Source organism: Pseudomonas sp. LAM2023 (assembly GCF_016620375.1).
Taxonomy (GTDB): Bacteria; Pseudomonadota; Gammaproteobacteria; order Pseudomonadales; family Pseudomonadaceae; genus Aquipseudomonas; species Aquipseudomonas anuradhapurensis.
Window position 1 is genome coordinate 722,506 of record NZ_JAENHV010000036.1, and the last position, 19,767, is coordinate 742,272.

Consider the following 19,767-nt stretch of genomic DNA (forward strand, 5'->3'; position numbering starts at 1 on the left):
CTCCTTTTTCGAATCAGCGATTGACCAGATGAGCCGGTACCCGCGACACCAGGAAGGCGCCAAGGATGAGCACGGCGGTGATGAGATACATACCGATGGCATTGCTGCCCAAGGTGGTGGTAACCCAGCCGATCAGGTACGGCGAGCAGAACCCGGCAAGGTTGGCGAAACTGTTCACCGCGGCGATGCCGGCTGCTGCCGAAACCCCGCCGAGCAGCGTGGTAGGCAACATCCAGAACAGCGAGGAAGCGGACAGCACCCCGGCCGCAGCCAGGCACAGGCTGAGGATCGACAGGGTCAGGCTGCTGCCCAGCGCGGCGGCGAGGCTCAAGCCCAGGGCGCCGATCAGCATGGGGATCGCCAGGTGCCAGCGGCGCTCACGGTGGCGGTCGCCACTGCGTCCGGCCAGCAGCATCGCGACGATGGCGCACAGGTACGGCAGGCTGGTCAGTAGGCCGATGTGCAAAGGCTCGCTGACACCGGCATTGCGCACCAGCGTAGGCAGCCAGAAGGTGATCGCGTACTGGCCCATCACCACGCAGAAGTAGATGCTGGCCAGCAACCACAGGCGACGGTCGCGGATGAAGTCGGACACCGAACCATGCGTGACCTTGTGTTGCTCGTCTTCGGCCAGTTCCTTGCGCACCAGGGCCTTTTCTTCGTCGCTCAGCCAGTGTGCCTGGTCGACGCCATCCTTCAGGTAGCTCAGCACCAGGATCCCCACCAGCACCGTGGGGATGGCTTCGAGCAGGAACATCCACTGCCAGCCCGCCCAGCCGTGCACACCGGCGAAACGTTCCATGATCCAGCCTGACAGCGGGCCGCCGATCATCCCCGAGAGCGGAATGGCGATGAACCACAGCGCAGTCATCTTCGCCCGGCGATAGGAGGGGAACCAGTAGGTCAGGTACAGCAGCAGCCCAGGTGCCAGGCCCGCCTCGGCGATACCCAGCAGGAAGCGCAGGGCATAGAACTGCCAGGCCGTCTCCACCAGGGCGAACATTGCCGAGATGATGCCCCAGGTGATCATGATGCGGGCAATCCAGCGCCGGGCGCCGACCTTGTGCAGGATGATGTTGCTGGGCACCTCGCAGAGGAAGTAGCCGATGAAGAACATGCCCGCGCCCAGGCCATAGACCGCTTCGGACAGGGCCAGGTCGTCCATCATCTGCAGCTTGGCGAAGCCGACATTGACCCGGTCGAGGTAGGCACACAGGTAGCAGAGCATGAGAAAGGGCATCAGTCGCCAGGCCGTCTTGCGGTAGGCACTGCTGCGTGCGGCGGACACCGCATCGAGCGCTAGTGTGGTCATTTCGTTCTGATCTCTTGTTGTTATCGAACGCGTGACCTGCGCCGGGCTCGGGCGCCGGTCACGATGCGGTGGATGCTCAGTGGATAAGCATGCCGCCGTTGACATCCAGGGTAATGCCCGTGAGGTAGCTGGACAGATCACTGGCAAGGAACAATGCCGCATTGGCGACATCGCGGGCCTCGCCCAGGCGCCCCAGCGGGATGCCTTCGATGATGGCGTGACGGCGCTCATCGTGCATCAGGCCGCCCGTGATGTCGGTGTGAATCAGGCCAGGGGTGATCGAATTGACGCGGATGTTATCCGGCCCCAGCTCCCGGGCCATGGCCTTGCCGAGGCCGAGTACGCCAGCCTTCGCGGCGCTGTAATGAGGGCCGCCGAAGATGCCGCCACCGCGTTGTGCAGACACCGACGACAGGCAGATGATGCTGCCGGCCTGCTGCGCACGCATGGTCGGGATGACCGCCTGGGACATCAGCAGCGTGCCACGCAGGTTCACGTTCAGAATGCGATCATAGTCCGCGCCAGTGATGTCGAGGGTCTTCACTGGCTGGGTGATACCGGCGTTGTTGACCAGCACGTCGATCCGTCCGAACTGCGCCAGGACCTGGGCGATGGCATCGCGCACTTGCGCTTCATCGGCAACGTTGGCGGCCAGGCCGATGTGGCCTTCGCCGAGGGAGGCGGCGGCTTCGGCGGCGGCCGTTGGATCAAGGTCGAGAATCGCGACCTTGGCGCCCTGTTCGGCGAACGCCTGGGCAGTCGCGCGGCCGATACCGCGGGGCGAGGCGGCGCCAGTGATGACGGCAAATTTTCCTGTTAACAGCATCGGGAGTGCTCCGGGTGATTATTGTTGTGAGCAGCGGTTCAGGCAGAACCGATAGGCACAGCTTCGTCTCGCTGGGCGGGCCGAGCAACGCTGCCGCTTTCACCCGATGCTGAAAAAAATTCAGCCCTCGGCTTGTGCCTGGGTTCGATGGACGGGTAAAACCCTAGGTACCGCCGCGAACCATGCAGGAATGCCCATGAGCCTGGACCTTCTCAGAAAGTCTCCGCAGATCCCTTCGCTGAAAGCAATTCAGGCCTTCGAGCAAGTCGCCCGCTTCGCTAACGTTGCGCGTGCCGCCGAGCAGTTGAACCTCACGCCCTCAGCGGTCAGCCATCAGATCGCCAACCTGGAGGCCCTGATTGGTCGACCATTGTTCATTCGCGAGGCGCGTGGTGTAGCGCTGACCCCGGCGGGTGAGCAGTACCTGCGCGAGGTATCGGGCATCCTGCAGAGCCTGGCCATGGCCACCGAGCGCGCCGGTAACGCCGTGGGCTTCGATTGCCTGCGGCTGCATTCCGCACCAAGCTTCGGGCTGCTCTGGTTGCTGCCGCGCCTGGACCACTTCCGCAACAGTCACCCGCAAATCCAGATCAACCTGTCCTGCTCGTACGAGTCATTGCACTTTGGCCGTCATCAGATCGACCTGGATATCCGCCATGGCTATCCCAACTGGCCCAACCTGGAAGTGCGCACCATCCGCCATGAACGCGCCACCGTGCTGGCTTCGCCGCGGCTGCTCGAACGCACACCGGTCAAGCAGCCCAGCGACCTGCTGGGGCAGAACCTGATCCTGTCGGAGGCCGCATTGGTGCAGTGGCCGCAGTGGTTTGCCCAGCAAGGCTTGGCGTTGCCGCAATCCCCGTATGCGCTGAGTTTCGATCGCTCGTACATGAGCCTTGAAGCCGCCAGCCACGGGTATGGGGTGGCCTTGGAGAGTTCCTTGCTGGCTCAGGACTATATTGCCCGAGGCGAGTTGGTACCGGTATTTGTAGAAGACCTGGCGACGCCCGTCAGTGCCCACCACTTGGTATTTCCTCGAGGCCATGCTGAAGCTCTCAGGGTTCGTCAGTTCCTTGAATGGGTGCAAGGCCAGCTCGGTCATGACTTCAATTACTGAGAGCAGTCCGCACGACAGACTGTTGAAGGCAACAAGGCGCTGATCGCTATCGCAAAGATGCCATGGTGGGATTACGAAGTACGATTGATCGGTGTCGCATAAAAGGTCTCAAGTCGTTCGAAATATGACTTGGACGGTCTTGGTGGGTGGCGCATAGCATTGCAGCCACTGGAGTTCACAACCGACTCTCCCATCAGGAAAACGCACAGGAACCTCATACCCCCTTATCACCAACCCGCTGGGCTTCGGTGCCGCCCCACTGGGCAACATGGCTGAAGGTAGCGGGTCTCGGGGGAGTGGTCTGGTTCGTTCGTGCCGATGGGTATCAGCGATGCTGAAGCAACTGCGCTGTTAGCCGGCATCTAGGAAGATGGCCTGGCGGCGCTGAAGAAGGGACTGGAAGGCTAAGCGGTTTTCTGGAAAGGCTTGCCCGGCGACAGTGTCAGTATTTGTAATACTGATATGTCGCTGTCGGACTTTCAATCAATGAGCCAACCCGGCTCTCCCTCGACCAAGATCCGTCCGTGGCAGGTTGTGTCTCGCTCCCTCGATGATTGTGCAGGCTGCATCTGTTTCGATGACGGCACTGTAACTGATCCGATCGCCTACGCGTGCGACGGTCCTGCCATTCCAGGAACTTCCAGTCCTTTGGTCCTCAATAAATCTGATTTCCTGGTCTAGACCTGAGACTAAATTGTTTTTATCAGCTGAGATGAGCCGAGCGAAGCTGCGGCCTAATAGCTTGTTTGGCGCGTTCCAGATACTCTGCAGGCGAATTAGACGCGTCGTCCGCAAGTGTGCCGGTAAAAAATCCTACAATGCCTTCGGAAGTTTCGCTGCCTGCTTCGGCTTGTACATCTTCAAGATGCCGCTATTATCAGGCGTGTCGCAATTTCGCGGCATTTAATGGGGAATCGAATATGAAAGCTATCAAGATGGAATCCGCAAAATTGGCAAATTTGGCTCTTCTGGTTAAAACGGCTAAATAAGCCTTAGCCGATAAGTGCTAAAGCGCAGTGCCGGCCTGCGCTTTGGCTAAAGGAGGGGGTATGATAAGTAGCGACTGCTTTTTTATTGCCGTAGATAATGCTCTGATTTGCTGGGATTTCAAAAGGCACAAGCAGTATCAGTTGTCGGCGGAGCATGCTCATCGGTTGATTTCACTAATTTATGATCAGGGTTGCAGTGATTCAAGTGATACTGTGGTTGAGGATTTTAAACGTTGCAAGGTTATGTTGGACTCTCCCAGGGGCGAGAGTGATTGGGGTTGGGATGTGCTGTCTAGGATTTTTCATATTGGTACTAAAGATATAGTTCCGGAAAACCAGCCTGCCAGCGAGCATGAGTGGGCTGTTCAATACTTAGAACACTGTAATGATGTATTGGGTAAAACTTCTCCTGTTGAGAGCTTTCGGGGCGTTGGGGGTGGTATCCAGTTACCTGGTTTTTGCGCTGCTGATGAATTCGATGAGGTGCTTGCACGCCGCGCAACAGCAAGAGCTTTCCATCAGTTACCGATTTCAATAGCTGAGCTAGGGAAAATCTTGCATCGTACACTGGGCTTTGTTGAAAGGCGGGAACTTTCTAATCAACAAGGAGGAGTGGAGCAGTTCTCCAAGCGGCGTAGCAGTCCATCAGCAGGTGGCTTAAATGCTACAGAAGGTTATGTATATGTGGCTAATGTCGAAGGCTTAGAGCCAGGAATATATTATTACGATCCTCATCTTCATCAGGTGCATTGGCGTAGTCAATTGGTACCGAAACTCGGCGCCTTGCCTTCAGGACAGCATTTCGCGAACGATATACCAGTGGGGCTGTTTCTAACATCCAGATTCGATAAATTGTGGTGGAAGTACGAGCATTCCCGCGCCTATCGGATGGCATTGATAGAGGTTGGTCATGTGGCGCAGACGTTCCAACTAGCGGCAACTGCCCGTGGGATGAATACATGGCTAACTGGTGCGTTGAATGAATCCTCCATTGAATCATTGCTACATCTTGAAAATTCTGATGAGCAGGTGATTTTTTTTGTTGGCTGTGGTTATAGCGATGGTTCCGCTATCCCGAACTGCCTAAAATCTCTACTTAAGTGAGTTTACAATGGGGTGTGTGCATGAGGAAAGGAACTGATCGTAGTATTACTATGTTTAGAGGCTGGCACCTGACTAGCGCTGTGCGCTCGCGGCCTTATGTGTATAAATTTTCAGAGGCGGACTTTGCTCGATGTGATCCTGGCTTGTGGTTTCCTGCTGCGCTCAGTCCTGTGCTAGCTCATGACTCAGTAAGAGCTCTTTCAAAGCAAGAGTTGAGGATTTTGCATGTGTATCATTTAGTGTATTTTATGGATTACACGACTGAGCTAGAGATAGCGCATGTCAACGAAGCTGTGCAGTGCATTGTAATTGGTGGTTTAAAGAAGTACTTTGAGGATGGAGAGCGGCGTATTGCTTTGAAGTTGTATGCTGATGAAGGCTATCACGCTTTATTTTCACGGGATATTGCAGATCAAGTGTCAAAGCATTTTGATCTGGTGCGAGCTAAATCTACTCGCATTGTGGGGTTGGATCGTATTTTAGAGAAAAGTCCTTTAGGGTTTAGGTGTCTAACCCGATTTTGTATTGCATTTGTCTCAGAGACTTTGATTGCTTGCGAGCTGTTAAAGTTGTCTCGCGACTCACTTGTAGATCCTGTGGCATATATGTTTATTGATCACCTACATGATGAAGGGCGTCATGCGGTTTTCTTTTCTGAATGCTTTGTTCAGCTGTGGCGGAAAATCTCCAGGTGCGAGAGGAATTATGTAGTTCAAGTACTGCTTGAGGTGCTCGCGGTATTCTGTAGGCCTGATATTTCTTTCTTGCAGACGCTTTTTAAAGGTCGGCCAGTAATCGGAAATGAAGTTGTCGCTTATTTGGAGTCGAGTTGGTCTGCTCGGATGCTTGAAGTTTCTGGGCCCACGCTTCGAGCGATTGAACGGACTGATTTGCTGGATGATGAGGGCTATTTATTGCAATTCAGAAAAGCGGGGTTAGTAGCGTGAATCGGCCCTCCGAATCGCTCAATAGTTTTCTGTGCTCGGCCCTGTTGATCCTGTTGTGTCTGTTAGGCGTATTCCCTCTGGATGTGATCCTGCCATCATTCCCGGCGCTCGCAGACGAGTTTCACGTCGAGCCGCAACAGATAGCCTACTCGGTGAGCTTCTTTGCGTTTGGTGTCGCCGTGGCGCAAATCGTGATCGGGCCATTGTCGGATGGCACGGGGCGCAAGCGGTTGTTGCTCGCTGGGTTGGCAGTGTCCATTGCAGGCGCAGTGGGTTGTGTACTTTCAACCCGCTATGAGACGTTCATGGCGTTCCGTTTGCTGCAGGCCCTGGGTTGCGGGAGTTTCGTGCTGGGCCAGGCGCTCGTGCAAGATCTGTACAGTGGTAGACAGCGCAATGCCATGCGTATCCTGCTGACCAGCGCAAGTGGGCTATTCATCTCGTTGTCACCGGTCGCAGGCGCTTTTCTCCAACAATCCTTTGGCTGGAAGGGCAGCTTTACGGTATTCGCTTTCATAGCCGTGATCGTTTCATCCCTGTCATATGCATTGCTGCAGGACACGCCTGCATTGAGAGGCCGTAGGTCGGGCATGCGCAGCTACTGGGTCATGCTGCGTGATACGACCTATCTTGCGCACTCCCTGCTGTCCAGTCTCGCTTTTGCCTGCCATTTTTCCTTCATCGTTGTCGCGCCATTGGCGTTGATGGACAGCCTGGGGCTGACGCCATATCAATTCTCGGTGGTATTTATCGCCTATGGGCTTGCATATATCGCTGGCGGAGCAGCCGCGACCTATTTGAACAATCGAGTAACTCCGCAGGTTCAGATCAAGACGGGATTCCTGCTCATAGCTGCCGGGGGCATCACACTTTTGGTTTGGGAGCAGCTAGCGGGACTGACGGTGACAGGCCTTGTTCTACCGATGATCATCTGCACGACGGGGACAACACTGGTGCGTCCTGCTGCGACGACCCAAGCCTTGGCGCGTTACCCACACCAGGCCGGTGCGGCAGCGTCGCTCAATACGACATTGCTGTTCGCAGGTGGTGGTTTGGCTGGCAGTCTTGTGGCCGGTGTCGAAAGCGCGCTGCCGATGAGCCTGGGGCTTTTTTTCCTGGGCGCCAGTCTGTGCGGGTGGCTACTGCTTGCATGCATGGCGGAAACTGACCGCATAGCTGAGGGTTGATCAGGCGCAAATACCGAGCAGCAGCAGCGCCGCCACGCCCAGGCCTAGCGCGACCGAGCAGCCGCCCAGCGACAGCGCGGCTCGTCCGTGCCGGTACCAGCCGTCATGTCCCAGTTGCCGTGCCGGTACCAGCAGGCTGCGCCAGTGCAGTTCGGTGTCATGAAACGCTTGCAGGTGCGCCGGGTCTGCGTCGAGCCAGCGACGGAAATCGATGCGCTCGCAGGCGGTCACCTCGGGGCTCTGCAAACGCACATACCATCGCCCGGCAGCACTCGCCAGCCCGTCGCGGCGCGAACGGCCGGCTTGCAGGGCCTGGACCATGTGCCGCTCGATGCTTGCCAGGGGCAGGCCGAGGCGGGCAGCGATGGCGGCGAAGTCCAGCTGGTCCAGGCGGTTGAGCAGGAACACTTGCTGTACGCGCCGTGGCAGCTGTTGCAAGGCATGCAGCAGGGACTCTGCGGTAGCGTCCCCCGTAGTCGGGGTTGGGTGTTCGAGCGGCAGTAGCAGGCGGCTCATGGTCAGCTCCTTGCTGGGAGGGAGAGGGGGCATCTTCCGTGACGCACTGTCAGCCTAAGCTAAACGATATTGATTCTCAAGTGCTGATTTTGCAATGTTCTGCAATGAGCGTTCACGCCCTGAAACACTTTTGCTAGCATGCGCGCCATCACGATCTTCATTAGCCTGAAGAGCCAAAAAAAAGACCCGGCAAAAAGCCGGGTCCAAAACCGTGATTAGCCTGATGAGGAGATAATCCGAGAGCGACCTAAGCTCCAGGTTATCCAGCTGATCTCGCGATCAGTTGAGTGCAATAATAATCGTTATCATTTGCAAGTCAAATGAATTTTTCGCTTATCCGGTAAAAAAGTTTTACCGGTGCGCTTCCTTGTCCCGACAATCGGGGCCTTTGCCGTTACCCGGCCAATCACGTTCTCTCCCTTCTTTGTTGCCTAGATGCCTGGTTCCACGGCGCGTTTGTGCTCCAGCAGCGCGCGGGCCATGTCCATCATGTGCATCAGGGCTAAGGTCAGTTCGCGCTGGCTGCCGTGCTGGTGGGTGGCGGTTTCCTGGGCGGTGGCGGCGGCGCAGCGCAGCAGGGCGATGGCATGCTCCCGGGCCTGTTCGCTGGTGACACCCTCGTGCAACGTCCAGATCCTGTTGTCGAGGGTGGGACGCTGCGGGTTGGGGTTGAGGTAGTAGTCGAGGGCGCGGCGGGCGGCTCCGCTGTCGAGATCTGTTTCGTCGTTTTTCGGTGGTTTCATCGCGATACCTTCTGATTTCCCTTCAAACACACAGGAATCACAGCATAGGTCAATCTGTACTATTCATGGCCAAAGAAATAATTCAGATTGTGTATTGCTGCGGGTAATACAGTCCGTATTGTTGCCGCTCATGGAAAACTGGAACGCTTTTCTCAAGCGCTACAAGCGCGAACACAATCTCAGCCAGCTCAAGCTGGCCGAACGCCTGGGCATGACCCAGGGCGGCGTAGGTCATTGGCTGCGTGGCACGCGGCAGCCGACGTTGGAAACCATCAACGAAAAGCTTGAGAAACTTGGGCTGGTGTTTCTTGAAGCCCAAGTCATGGTGGTGGAGCGCGATATGGTGCGCGAATCACCTGGTCGCTATGCGGCCGACCAACCGGCTTCAGGCAAGGCGCTGCTCTATGCAAGCTTTCGCTTCCCAGTGCTGAGCTGGGCGGACTTGCAGGGGCCCTTGCCAGAAACAGGCAAAAGCCACGAACAGAGCGACTACATGCCTGCGGGTAATGCGTTCTGGCTGGTGGTAGAGAACGATTCGATGAATGCCGCCAGTGGCAAGAGCGTGCCCGAGGGTATGCGAGTGCTGGTGGATACCGGCCTGCCGGCAGAGCCAGGTAGGCTGGTCATTGCCCGGCAGCCGGGGCGGCCGGCGGTGTTGCGGCAGTTGATCGAGGAGGGCGGAGACAAGATGCTCAAGCCGCTGAATACGCGCTATCCGACTGTTCTCTGTGAAGCGGGGTGCGAGTTTCTGGGTGTGGTCGTACGGGTGCACGGGGTGTTTTAAGGTTTGCGATTCTGGTGGGGCTGTCGGGTGCCAGGCGTGGTTGGTGTGGCGCGTTGCAGATCGAACGCCGCTCGCGCGGCGCTCGATCTCATAGGCCCCACAAGACTCAAGCCAATCGGCCTCGGTCACTCGGCCAATTCGACCAGGACCGTCCCTTCGCTGACCATGTCGCCTTCCTGGCAGAACAACGCCTGTACCGTGCCGCCATGCGGCGCTCGAATGCTGTGCTCCATCTTCATCGCCTCCAGCACCACCAGCGCCGCCCCCGCTTCGACCAGCTGTCCCGGCTCTACCAGCACCCGCACGATGCTGCCATTCATCGGCGCGCCCAAACCGCCCTGATGGCTGTGGCTGGCCTCGGCCTCGGCGATCGGGTCGAAGGCTTGCACCGCATGCATCTCGCCGTCCCACTGCAGGTACAGCATGCCACCACGGCGGAGCGCCAGATGCTGGCGGCGTACACCTGCATGGTCATGCACCAGGTGCTCGCCCAGCAGTTGCCAGGCGGACGCGGTACTGCGTTCCAGGGCCACCGCCTGATCCTGCCCATTACTGGCCAGATGCAGGCTGCTGCGTGCCGGCAGGCCCAGGCGCAGGCCAGTGCGCTCGGCCCACGGCGAACCGCGGTCGTCATCCCGCTGCTGCCCGCCCTGGCCTTGCAGCCACGCCTCGGCCGCGGCTTCCCAGAAAGCGGCTGGCAACGCCTGCGGCGCGGGCAGCAGCATGGCCTGGTGGCGCGGAATGAAGCCGGTGTCCAGCTCGGCCGCGGCAAATGCCGGGTGCGCGAGAATGCGCCGCAGGAAGGCAATGTTGGTCTTCAGCCCGCCAATGGCAAATTCATCGAGCATGGCCAGCAAGCGCAGGCGTGCCTGCTCGCGGTCTTCGCCCCAGGCGATCAGCTTGCCCAGCATCGGGTCGTAGAATGGCGATACCGCATCGCCCTCGCTGACGCCACTGTCCACCCGCCGGCCTTCGCCAGGCGCCGACTCACGGTACAGCGCCAGCGTGCCAGTGGCGGGCAGGAATTCGTTGGCCGGGTCCTCGGCATACAGGCGCACTTCGATGGCATGGCCGATCAGCGGCACCTGTTCCTGGGTGATCGGCAGGGGCTCGCCGCAGGCTACGCGGATCTGCCAGGCCACCAGGTCGAGCCCGGTGATGGCCTCGGTAACCGGGTGCTCCACCTGCAGGCGGGTGTTCATCTCCATGAAGAAGAACTCGCCACGGGCGTCGAGCAGGAACTCGACGGTGCCGGCACCGACATAGCCGATCGCCTGGGCGGCGCGGACCGCCGCTTCGCCCATGGCCCGGCGCAGTTCAGGCGACAGGCCAGGTGCCGGGGCTTCTTCAACCACCTTCTGGTGACGGCGCTGGATCGAGCAGTCACGCTCGTTGAGGTACAGGCAATTGCCGTGCTGGTCAGCGAACACCTGGATTTCCACGTGGCGCGGCTTGAGCACGTACTTTTCCACCAGCATGCGCGCATCGCCGAACGACGCTTGCGCTTCGCGCTGGGCCGAGGCCAGGGCGTCGGCCAGCTGGCTTTCCTCCTCGACCACTTTCATGCCCTTGCCACCACCGCCGGCGCTGGCCTTGAGCAGCACCGGGTAGCCGATGCGTTCGGCGGCGGCGCGGAAGGTGTCGAGGTCCTGGGCTTCGCCGTGGTAACCCGGTACCAGCGGCACGCCAGCGGCTTCCATCAGCGCCTTGGCCGCCGACTTGCTGCCCATCGCATCGATGGCGCTGGCCGGTGGGCCGAGGAAAATCAGCCCGGCCTGTTCGATGGCACGGGCAAAGCCCGCGTTCTCCGACAGGAAGCCATAGCCGGGGTGAATGGCCTGGGCGCCGCTGGCCTTGGCGGCGGCGAGAATCTTGTCGACCACCAGGTAGCTGTCGGCTGCCTTGCTGCCGCCGAGGTCGACGCGGATATCGGCTTCGCGGCTGTGCCGGGCGTCACGGTCGGTGGCGCTGTGCACGGCAACGGTGGTCAGGCCCATGGCCTTGGCGGTGCGCATCACCCGGCAGGCGATTTCGCCACGGTTGGCGACCAGCAGGGTGGTCAAAGCGGGGCGGCTCATGGGCGCGGCTCCTTCTTGTCATCGGTTTGCCAGGCGGGGCGGCGTTTTTCCAGGAAGGCGCGCAGGCCCTCCTGGCCTTCGGCGCTGACGCGGATGCGGGCGATGGTGTTTTCGCAGTAGCGGCGCAGGGCCGGGCTGAGTTCGCCGGCGTCCACCTCGCGCAGCAGGTCCTTGGTGGCGCGCAGCGCCTGCGGGCTGTTCTGCAGCAGGTTGGCGACCCAGGCTTCGACCTGGGCGTCCAGCTCGCTGGCCGGGTACACCTCGGCCAGCAGGCCCAGTTCGCGCGCTCGCACACCACTGAAGCGTTCGGCGGTGAGGGCGTAGCGGCGGGCGGCGCGCTCACCGATGGCCTTGACCACGAACGGGCTGATCACTGCCGGGGCCAGGCCGATGCGCACTTCCGACAGGCACAGCTGGGCGTCCTCGGCACCGATGGCCATGTCGCAGCAACTGATCAGGCCCAGTGCGCCGCCAAAGGCTGCGCCTTGGACCACCGCCAGGGTCGGCGTCTTCAGGCGGTGCAGGGCGTACATCAGCTCGCCCAGCTCGCGGGCGTCGTCCAGGTTGGTGTTGAAGTCCAGTTGCGCCGACTGCTGCATCCAGGCCAGGTCGGCGCCGGCGCTGAAGTGCCGGCCACGGCCGCGCAGCAGCACAAAGCGCAGGCTGGCGTCCTCGGCCAGCTGGTCGAGGGCGACGATCAGCTCGCGGATCATCAAGGCGTTGAAGGCGTTGTTCTTGTCCTCGCGGCTCAGCCACAGGGTGGCGAAACCGCGCGGGTCGCGGATCACTTCGAGGGTGCTGAAATCGCTCATGGGTCACATCCGGAAAATGCCGAAGCGGCTCGGTTCGATCGCTGCGTTCAGCGCGGCCGACAAGGCCAGGCCGAGCACGTCGCGGGTCTGGGCCGGGTCGATGACGCCGTCATCCCACAGGCGGGCGCTGGAGTAGTAAGGGTGGCCCTGATGCTCGTACTGGTCGAGGATCGGTTGCTTGAGCCGGGCTTCGTCTTCGGCGCTGAACGGCTGGCCACTGCGCTCGCTCTGCTCGCGCTTGACCTGGGCCAGCACGCCGGCGGCCTGCTCGGCGCCCATCACGCCGATCCGCGCGTTGGGCCACATCCACAGGAAGCGTGGGTCGTAGGCGCGGCCGCACATGCCGTAGTTGCCGGCACCGAAGCTGCCGCCAATGATCACCGTGAACTTCGGCACCTGGGCGCAGGCCACCGCAGTGACCAGCTTGGCGCCGTGCTTGGCGATGCCGCCTTCCTCGTACTTCTTGCCGACCATGAAGCCGGTGATGTTCTGCAGGAACAGCAGCGGGATGCCGCGCTGGCAGGCCAGTTCGATGAAGTGCGCGCCTTTCTGCGCGGCTTCGGCGAAGAGGATGCCGTTGTTGGCCAGGATCGCCACCGGGTAGCCGTGCAGGTGGGCGAAACCGCATACCAGGGTGGTGCCGAACAGCGCCTTGAATTCATCGAACTGCGAGCCGTCGACCAGCCGGGCGATCACCTCACGCACGTCGAACGGCTGCTTGGCATCGGCCGGCACCACGCCATACAGCTCCTCGGCGGCATACAGCGGTGCCACCGGGGCCTGGCGCTGCAACTGGCCCAGCTTGCGCCAGTTGAGGTTGGCCACGCTGCGCCGGGCCAGGGCCAGGGCGTGCTCGTCGTTGTCGGCATAGTGGTCGGCCACGCCGCTGGTGCGGCAGTGCACATCGGCGCCGCCGAGGTCTTCGGCGCTCACCACTTCACCGGTGGCGGCCTTCACCAGGGGCGGGCCGGCAAGGAAGATGGTGGCCTGCTGACGCACCATGATCGCTTCGTCGGCCATGGCTGGCACGTAGGCACCGCCGGCGGTGCACGAGCCCATGACCACGGCAATCTGCGGGATGCCCAGGGCACTCATGTTGGCCTGGTTGAAGAAGATCCGCCCGAAGTGCTCACGGTCGGGGAACACTTCGTCCTGGCGTGGCAGGTTGGCGCCGCCGGAGTCCACCAGGTAGATGCACGGCAGGCGGTTCTGCAGGGCGATGGTCTGCGCGCGCAGGTGTTTCTTTACCGTCAGTGGGTAGTAGGAACCGCCTTTGACCGTGGCGTCGTTGGCCACGATCATGCATTCCACGCCCTCGACGCGGCCGATGCCGGCGATCACGCCGGCAGCCGGTACGTCTTCGCCATACACCTCATGGGCGGCCAGCTGGCCGATCTCGAGGAACGGCGAGCCGGGGTCCAGCAGGCGGTCGATGCGCTCGCGCGGCAGCAGCTTGCCGCGTGAGGTGTGGCGTTCCTGGGCCTTGGGCCCGCCGCCCTGGGCCACTTGGGCGAGCAGGCCACGCAGGGCCTGGACCTGTTCGAGCATGGCCGCGCGGTTGCCGGCGAACTCCGCCGAACGCGGGTTGATCTGGGTGTGCAAGGTAGCCATGTGCGCCCGTCCCTTGTGCTCAGCGGGTTTCGTTGAACAGTTCGCGGCCGATCAGCATCCGGCGGATTTCGCTGGTGCCGGCACCGATCTCGTACAGCTTGGCGTCGCGCAGCAGGCGGCCTGCCGGGAATTCATTGATGTAGCCGTTGCCGCCGAGAATCTGGATCGCCTCCAGGGCCATCTGCGTGGCGCGCTCGGCGGTGTAGAGGATGACCCCGGCAGCGTCCTTGCGGGTAGTCTCGCCACGGTCGCAGGCCTGGGCCACGGCGTACAGGTAGGCGCGGCTGGCGTTGAGCTGGGTATACATGTCGGCAATCTTGCCCTGGATCAGCTGGAACTCGCCGATGCTCTGGCCGAACTGCTTGCGGTCATGGATGTACGGCACCACCAGGTCCATGCAGCTTTGCATGATGCCGGTCGGCCCGCCCGACAGCACCACGCGCTCGTAGTCCAGGCCGCTCATCAGCACGCGCACGCCGCCGTTGAGCTGGCCGAGGATGTTTTCTTCCGGCACCTCGACGCCGTCGAAGAACAGCTCGCAGGTGTTGGAGCCGCGCATGCCCAGCTTGTCGAACTTGTTGCTGCGGCTGAAGCCTTTCCAGTCACGCTCGACGATGAACGCGGTAATGCCGTGCGCGCCCTTGTCCAGGTCGGTCTTGGCATAGATCACGTAGGTGTTGGCGTCGGGGCCGTTGGTGATCCAGGTCTTGCTGCCGTTGAGCACGTAGTGGTCGCCGCGCTTTTCCGCGCGCAGCTTCATCGACACCACGTCGGAGCCGGCGTTGGGCTCGCTCATGGCCAGGGCGCCGATGTGCTCGCCGCTGATCAGCTTGGGCAGGTACTTGAGCTTCTGCGCGTGGCTGCCGTTGCGGTTGATCTGGTTGACGCAGAGGTTGGAGTGGGCGCCGTAGGACAGTGCCACCGAGGCCGAGCCACGGCTGATTTCTTCCATCGACACCACGTGGGCCAGGTAGCCCAGGCCGGCACCGCCGTATTCTTCCGGCACGGTGATGCCCAGCAGGCCCATGTCACCGAACTTGCGCCACATGTCGGCGGGGAACAGGTTGTCGTGGTCGATTTGCGCGGCGCGTGGCGCCAGTTCGGCGGCGACGAAGGTGCGGACCTGGTCGCGGAGCATGTCGATGGTTTCGCCCAGGGCGAAGTTCAGGGTGGGGTAATGCATGCTGGGGCACCTTGTTGTTCTTGAAATATGGGTAACACCGTAGCTCAAGGATCTGGCGTCGAACCCTGTGGGAGCGGGCGTGCCCGCCAATGCGTCAGCAGGACCACCGTCATTGCCTGAGTGATGGCATTCGCGGGCACGCCCGCTCCCACAGGGCTCGACGTAAAGCCTGGGGCCGGTGTCGTTCATCACCTTTACGTTAACGTAAACCTGTGCAGGGTGACTGTCAATCGACTCGTCACCTTTACGTAAACGTAAATCTGCGCCAGAGTATTCCCGCTTGCTTCAGCCGTGCCCAGAACAACCACAAGAAGGGACACCCATGAGTCAACCAAGCTATACCCGCGGTCGCCAGGACCAACCGCTGCTGACCCTGACCATCGGCCAGGCGTTCGATGCCACCGTGGCCCGCTGTGCCGATGGCGAAGCCCTGGTCTCGCGCCACCAGGGCCTGCGCTACAACTGGCGGCAGCTGGCCGAACAGGTCGAAGTGCATGCCCGTGCGCTGATGGCGCTGGGGGTAAATACCGGCGACCGCGTCGGCATCTGGTCGCCCAACTGTGCCCAGTGGTGCATCCTGCAACTGGCCAGTGCCAAGGTCGGCGCGATACTGGTCAATATCAACCCGGCCTACCGCGTGGGCGAGCTTGAATATGTACTGCGCCAGTCCGGCTGCCGCTGGCTGGTGTGTGCCGACGCGTTCAAGACCTCCGATTACCATGCCATGGTCCAGCAACTGGTACCCGAGCTGGCTGGCGCCATACCGGGTCAACTGGCCAGTGCACGGCTGCCGGATCTGCGTGGTGTGATCAGCCTCGCGGCCAACCCGCCGTCAGGCTTCCTGCCCTGGCATGCGCTGGCTGAGCGGGCAGGGCAGACCTCTCGCGAGGCTTGCGTTGCGCGCCAGCAGAGCCTGCAGTTCGACCAGCCGGTGAACATCCAGTACACCTCCGGCACCACCGGCGCACCCAAGGGTGCCACGCTCAGCCACTACAACATCCTCAACAACGGTTTCATGGTCGGCGCAAGCCTGGGCCTGAGCGAACGCGACCGCATGGTGATCCCGGTGCCGCTTTACCACTGCTTTGGCATGGTCATGGCCAACCTCGGCTGCATCACCCACGGCAGCACCATGGTCTACCCCAACGACGCCTTCGACGCCGAGCTCACCCTGCGCGCCGTGGCCGAGGAGCGTGCCAGCATCCTCTATGGCGTGCCGACCATGTTCATCGCCATGCTCGACCACCCGTTGCGGGCACACGTGGACCTGTCCACCTTGCGCAGCGGCATCATGGCCGGCGCCACCTGCCCGATCGAGGTGATGCGCCGGGTCATCGACCAGCTGCACATGGCCGAAGTGCAGATTGCCTACGGCATGACCGAGACCAGCCCGGTATCGCTGCAGACCGGCCCGGACGACGACCTGGAGCTGCGTGTGACCAGCGTTGGCCGTACCCAACCGCAACTGGAGAACAAGGTCGTGGACGCCGACGGCTGCATCGTCCCGCGCGGGCAGATCGGCGAGCTGTGCACCCGTGGCTACAGCGTGATGCTCGGCTACTGGAACAACCCGCAGGCCACGGCGGAGGCCATCGACCCGGCCGGCTGGATGCATTCGGGCGACCTGGCGGTGATGGACGAGCAGGGCTATGTGCGCATCGTCGGGCGCAACAAGGACATGATCATTCGCGGTGGCGAGAACATCTACCCGCGTGAGTTGGAAGAGTTCTTCTACACCCACCCGGCGGTGGCCGATGCGCAGGTGATCGGCATTCCGTGCAGCCGGTATGGCGAGGAAATCGTCGCCTGGATCAAGCTGCATCCGGGGCACAGCGCCACGGTCGAGGAGTTGCAGACATGGTGCAAGGCGCGCATCGCGCATTTCAAGGTGCCGCGGCATATCCGTTTCGTCGACGAGTTCCCGATGACGGTGACCGGCAAGGTGCAGAAGTTCCGCATGCGCGAGATCAGTGTGGCGGAGATCTCGGCGGTTACTGCTGGTTGAAGCGTTGGTGGTTCCGACCCTTTCGCGGGCATGCCCGCTCCCACAGCTACTTCACTGCCCTGGGGCACCTGTGGGAGCGGGCGTGCCCGCGAAGAGGCCGGCCCTGTCAGCACAAAATCCTGGTCTACCCTTAACCCTTCACCGGTGGCTCCTGGCTCGGTGGGTCACCCACCGTCGGCGGCACGGTCGGCTTGATCGGCAGCTCGTCCGGGTCCTCTTCCGGCACCGGTGGCGGCAGGCTCGGATCGTCGATGTTGGGGTCGGGTGTTTCCGGTGGAATGGGAATGTTCATGGCCTGACCTCGCGTGGGTAATTGAAGAGGTGCTGCAGGCTTCGACCCCTGGCAGCTGCCGTTCGCTCAATTTTTTTGAACCCCCACGCCTGCGCATGGCTCTGAACCCTTACTGCCACCAGCCCAAGGGAGCAAGGCCTGATGTCTCTGAAAGAGCCCTTCGAAAGCGTGCCCATGGCCAATGACCATCCGGACCAGGTCATCAGCCTGTCCCAGGCCTTGCTGGCGCCGCGCATTGTCATCGAGGACACCCAGCCGGTGCTCGAAGGCGGCGCATTCGCAGCCAAGGCCATCAGCAACCAGCCGGTTGCGGTCAGCAGCAAGGTATTCAGCGACGGCCACGACCGCATGGCGGTGATGCTGAACTGGCGCCAGGCCGGCAGCCGGCGCATTCATTGCGTGCCGATGACCGCGGCGGGCAACGACCTGTGGCTGGCCGAGTTCATCCCCACCGAAATCGGCCCGCACCTGTTCAGTATCGAGGCCTGGATCGACCCCTTTGCCACCTATTGCCACGACCTGGAGAAAAAGTACCAGGCCGGCGTCGACATCAGGCTCGAACTCGAAGAAGGGCGCCTGCTGCTGGGCAAGGGCATCGAGCTGAGCGGTGGTGCCTTGCGCGACCAACTGCAGGCACTTGCCGACCGGCTGCCCACCCTCGATGAAGACGAGCAGGTGGCCGTGTTCCTCGGCGCCGAGGCCAGCCGGCTGATGGCCGAGGCCGAACACCGCAGCTACCTCACCCGCAGCATCGAGTACCCGTTGGATGTGGATCGCCCGGCCGCGCAGTTCGCCAGCTGGTACGAGCTGTTCCCGCGTTCCTGCACTGACCGCCCCGAGCGCCACGGCACCTTCAACGACGTGCATCAGCGCTTGCCGATGATCCGCGACATGGGCTTCGATGTGCTGTATTTCCCGCCCATCCACCCGATTGGCACCAAGCACCGCAAGGGCCGCAACAATTCCCTGCAGGCGCAGCCCGGCGACCCCGGCAGCCCGTATGCCATCGGCAGTCCGGAAGGCGGCCACGACGCCATTCACCCGCAGCTGGGCAGCCGTGAGGACTTTCGCCGGCTGGTCTCGGCAGCCGCCCAGCACGGCCTGGAAATCGCCCTGGACTTCGCCATCCAGTGCTCCCAGGACCACCCGTGGCTGCAGCAGCACCCTGGCTGGTTCAGCTGGCGCCCGGATGGCAGCATCCGCTACGCCGAGAACCCGCCGAAGAAGTACCAGGACATCGTCAACGTCGACTTCTATGCCCCCGATGCGGTGCCAGGCCTGTGGCTGGCCTTGCGCGACGTGATCATCGGCTGGGTCGAGGAGGGGGTGAAGACCTTCCGCGTCGATAACCCGCACACCAAGCCACTGCCGTTCTGGCAATGGCTGATCGCCAATGTGCGCAGCCACTACCCGGACGTGATCTTCCTCGCCGAGGCGTTCACCAAGCCGGCGATGATGGCGCGCCTGGGCAAGGTCGGCTACGCGCAGAGCTACACCTATTTCACCTGGCGCAATACCAAGCAAGAGCTGCGCGAGTACTTCGAACAGCTCAACCAGCCGCCCTGGAGCCAGTGCTACCGGCCCAACTTCTTCGTCAACACGCCGGACATCAACCCGTTCTTCCTGCAGCATTCCGGGCGCGCCGGCTTTCTCATCCGCGCCGCCCTGGCGACCATGGGCTCGGGCTTGTGGGGCATGTATTCGGGCTTCGAGCTGTGCGAGGCGGCGGCCTTGCCGGGCAAGGAGGAATACCTGGACTCGGAGAAGTACGAGATTCGCCCGCGCGATTACACCCAGCCGGGCAACATCATCGCCGAGATCGCCCAGCTCAACCGCATCCGCCGGCAGAACCCGGCGCTGCAAACCCACCTGGGCGTAACGTTCTTCAACTGCTGGAACGACAACATCCTGTACTTCGCCAAGCGCACGCCCGAGCGCGACAACTACATCCTGATCGCCATCAGCCTCGATCCGCACAATGCCCAGGAGGCGCACTTCGAGCTGCCATTGTGGGAGCTGGGGCTGGATGACAACGCCGAGACCCATGGCGAGGACCTGATGAACGGCCACCGCTGGTCCTGGTATGGCAAGACCCAGTTCATGCGTATCGAACCCTGGCACCTGCCATTCGGGATCTGGCGTATCGAAAAGCTGCGGTAAACCTGTGGGAGCGGGCGCGCCCGCGAACACCGGCAAAGCCGGTGCCCTGCACTGCGGCGCCTGATTCGCCGGCCCGCCCGCTCTCACAGGGCCTGTGTAAA

16 protein-coding genes are annotated in these 19,767 nt (G+C 61.6%); 7 read left to right on the plus strand and 9 right to left on the minus strand.

Translation table 11 applies throughout. The features are described 5' to 3' along the window. Positions 1-13: 13 nt before the first annotated feature. Positions 14-1,312, minus strand: coding sequence for an MFS transporter (locus JKP78_RS22885; RefSeq protein WP_186686903.1), 1,299 nt, complete (start codon positions 1,310-1,312; stop codon positions 14-16). A gap of 76 nt (positions 1,313-1,388) precedes the next feature. Beyond that, complete coding sequence (locus JKP78_RS22890) at positions 1,389-2,138, minus strand: SDR family NAD(P)-dependent oxidoreductase (protein WP_186686905.1); 750 nt, start codon at positions 2,136-2,138, stop codon at positions 1,389-1,391. Between the two features lie 196 nt (positions 2,139-2,334). Between JKP78_RS22890 and JKP78_RS22895 the strand changes: the two genes are divergently transcribed. The 4 genes from JKP78_RS22895 to JKP78_RS22910 all read left to right on the plus strand — a co-directional run bounded on the left by JKP78_RS22895 (position 2,335) and on the right by JKP78_RS22910 (position 7,482). Beyond that, positions 2,335-3,255, plus strand: a complete 921-nt coding sequence (locus JKP78_RS22895; RefSeq protein ID WP_186686907.1) for a LysR substrate-binding domain-containing protein — start codon at positions 2,335-2,337, stop codon at positions 3,253-3,255. A gap of 1,049 nt (positions 3,256-4,304) precedes the next feature. Beyond that, positions 4,305-5,348 carry a SagB family peptide dehydrogenase gene (locus tag JKP78_RS22900; RefSeq protein ID WP_200627717.1) on the plus strand — a complete coding sequence of 348 codons (1,044 nt, stop codon included), beginning with the start codon at positions 4,305-4,307 and terminating at the stop codon, positions 5,346-5,348. A 20-nt stretch (positions 5,349-5,368) separates the two neighbouring features. Beyond that, positions 5,369-6,295, plus strand: a complete 927-nt coding sequence (locus JKP78_RS22905; protein WP_200627719.1) for a diiron oxygenase — start codon at positions 5,369-5,371, stop codon at positions 6,293-6,295. After that, entirely contained in the window at positions 6,292-7,482 is a 1,191-nt protein-coding gene (locus JKP78_RS22910; protein ID WP_186686916.1) for a Bcr/CflA family efflux MFS transporter, read from the plus strand. The genes JKP78_RS22905 and JKP78_RS22910 overlap by 4 nt, the downstream gene beginning before the upstream one ends. On the opposite strand, the gene JKP78_RS22915 is transcribed toward JKP78_RS22910, so the two are convergent. Together JKP78_RS22915 and JKP78_RS22920 are read right to left on the minus strand one after the other, a co-directional pair. After that, the gene (locus tag JKP78_RS22915; RefSeq protein WP_200627721.1) at positions 7,483-7,998 is read right to left on the minus strand and encodes a DUF4880 domain-containing protein; all 516 of its coding nucleotides are present in this window, start codon (positions 7,996-7,998) and stop codon (positions 7,483-7,485) included. Positions 7,999-8,429: 431 nt separating this feature from the next. Next, positions 8,430-8,741, minus strand: coding sequence for a DUF6124 family protein (locus JKP78_RS22920; RefSeq protein WP_200627722.1), 312 nt, complete (start codon positions 8,739-8,741; stop codon positions 8,430-8,432). Between the two features lie 130 nt (positions 8,742-8,871). On the opposite strand from JKP78_RS22920, the gene JKP78_RS22925 reads away from it, so the two are divergent. Continuing rightward, positions 8,872-9,525 (plus strand): LexA family protein, encoded by a 654-nt coding sequence (locus JKP78_RS22925; protein ID WP_170030662.1) that lies wholly within the window; start codon positions 8,872-8,874, stop codon positions 9,523-9,525. Between the two features lie 125 nt (positions 9,526-9,650). On the opposite strand, the gene JKP78_RS22930 is transcribed toward JKP78_RS22925, so the two are convergent. From JKP78_RS22930 to JKP78_RS22945, 4 genes are read right to left on the minus strand one after another with little or no spacing between them, the layout of a single operon-like run. Beyond that, positions 9,651-11,603: an acetyl/propionyl/methylcrotonyl-CoA carboxylase subunit alpha gene (locus JKP78_RS22930; protein ID WP_200627723.1), complete on the minus strand. Its 1,953-nt coding sequence runs from the start codon at positions 11,601-11,603 to the stop codon at positions 9,651-9,653. Further along, a complete protein-coding gene (locus JKP78_RS22935) occupies positions 11,600-12,415 on the minus strand; it encodes a gamma-carboxygeranoyl-CoA hydratase (RefSeq protein WP_186686919.1) in 816 nt (271 codons plus the stop codon). Before JKP78_RS22935 ends, JKP78_RS22930 begins: the two co-directional genes overlap by 4 nt. A gap of 3 nt (positions 12,416-12,418) precedes the next feature. Beyond that, entirely contained in the window at positions 12,419-14,026 is a 1,608-nt protein-coding gene (locus tag JKP78_RS22940; protein WP_186686920.1) for a carboxyl transferase domain-containing protein, read from the minus strand. A gap of 19 nt (positions 14,027-14,045) precedes the next feature. Continuing rightward, on the minus strand, positions 14,046-15,209 hold the full coding sequence (locus JKP78_RS22945) for an isovaleryl-CoA dehydrogenase (protein ID WP_200627724.1): 1,164 nt from the start codon (positions 15,207-15,209) through the stop codon (positions 14,046-14,048). Positions 15,210-15,531: 322 nt separating this feature from the next. On the opposite strand from JKP78_RS22945, the gene JKP78_RS22950 reads away from it, so the two are divergent. Then, a complete protein-coding gene (locus tag JKP78_RS22950; protein ID WP_200627725.1) occupies positions 15,532-17,214 on the plus strand; it encodes an AMP-binding protein in 1,683 nt (560 codons plus the stop codon). A gap of 130 nt (positions 17,215-17,344) precedes the next feature. Here JKP78_RS22950 and JKP78_RS22955 read toward each other — a convergent pair whose 3' ends face one another. Next, the gene (locus JKP78_RS22955) at positions 17,345-17,506 is read right to left on the minus strand and encodes a hypothetical protein (RefSeq protein WP_170030651.1); all 162 of its coding nucleotides are present in this window, start codon (positions 17,504-17,506) and stop codon (positions 17,345-17,347) included. A 141-nt stretch (positions 17,507-17,647) separates the two neighbouring features. Between JKP78_RS22955 and JKP78_RS22960 the strand changes: the two genes are divergently transcribed. Beyond that, positions 17,648-19,666 carry an alpha-1,4-glucan--maltose-1-phosphate maltosyltransferase gene (locus JKP78_RS22960; RefSeq protein ID WP_200627726.1) on the plus strand — a complete coding sequence of 673 codons (2,019 nt, stop codon included), beginning with the start codon at positions 17,648-17,650 and terminating at the stop codon, positions 19,664-19,666. Positions 19,667-19,767 lie beyond the last annotated feature (101 nt).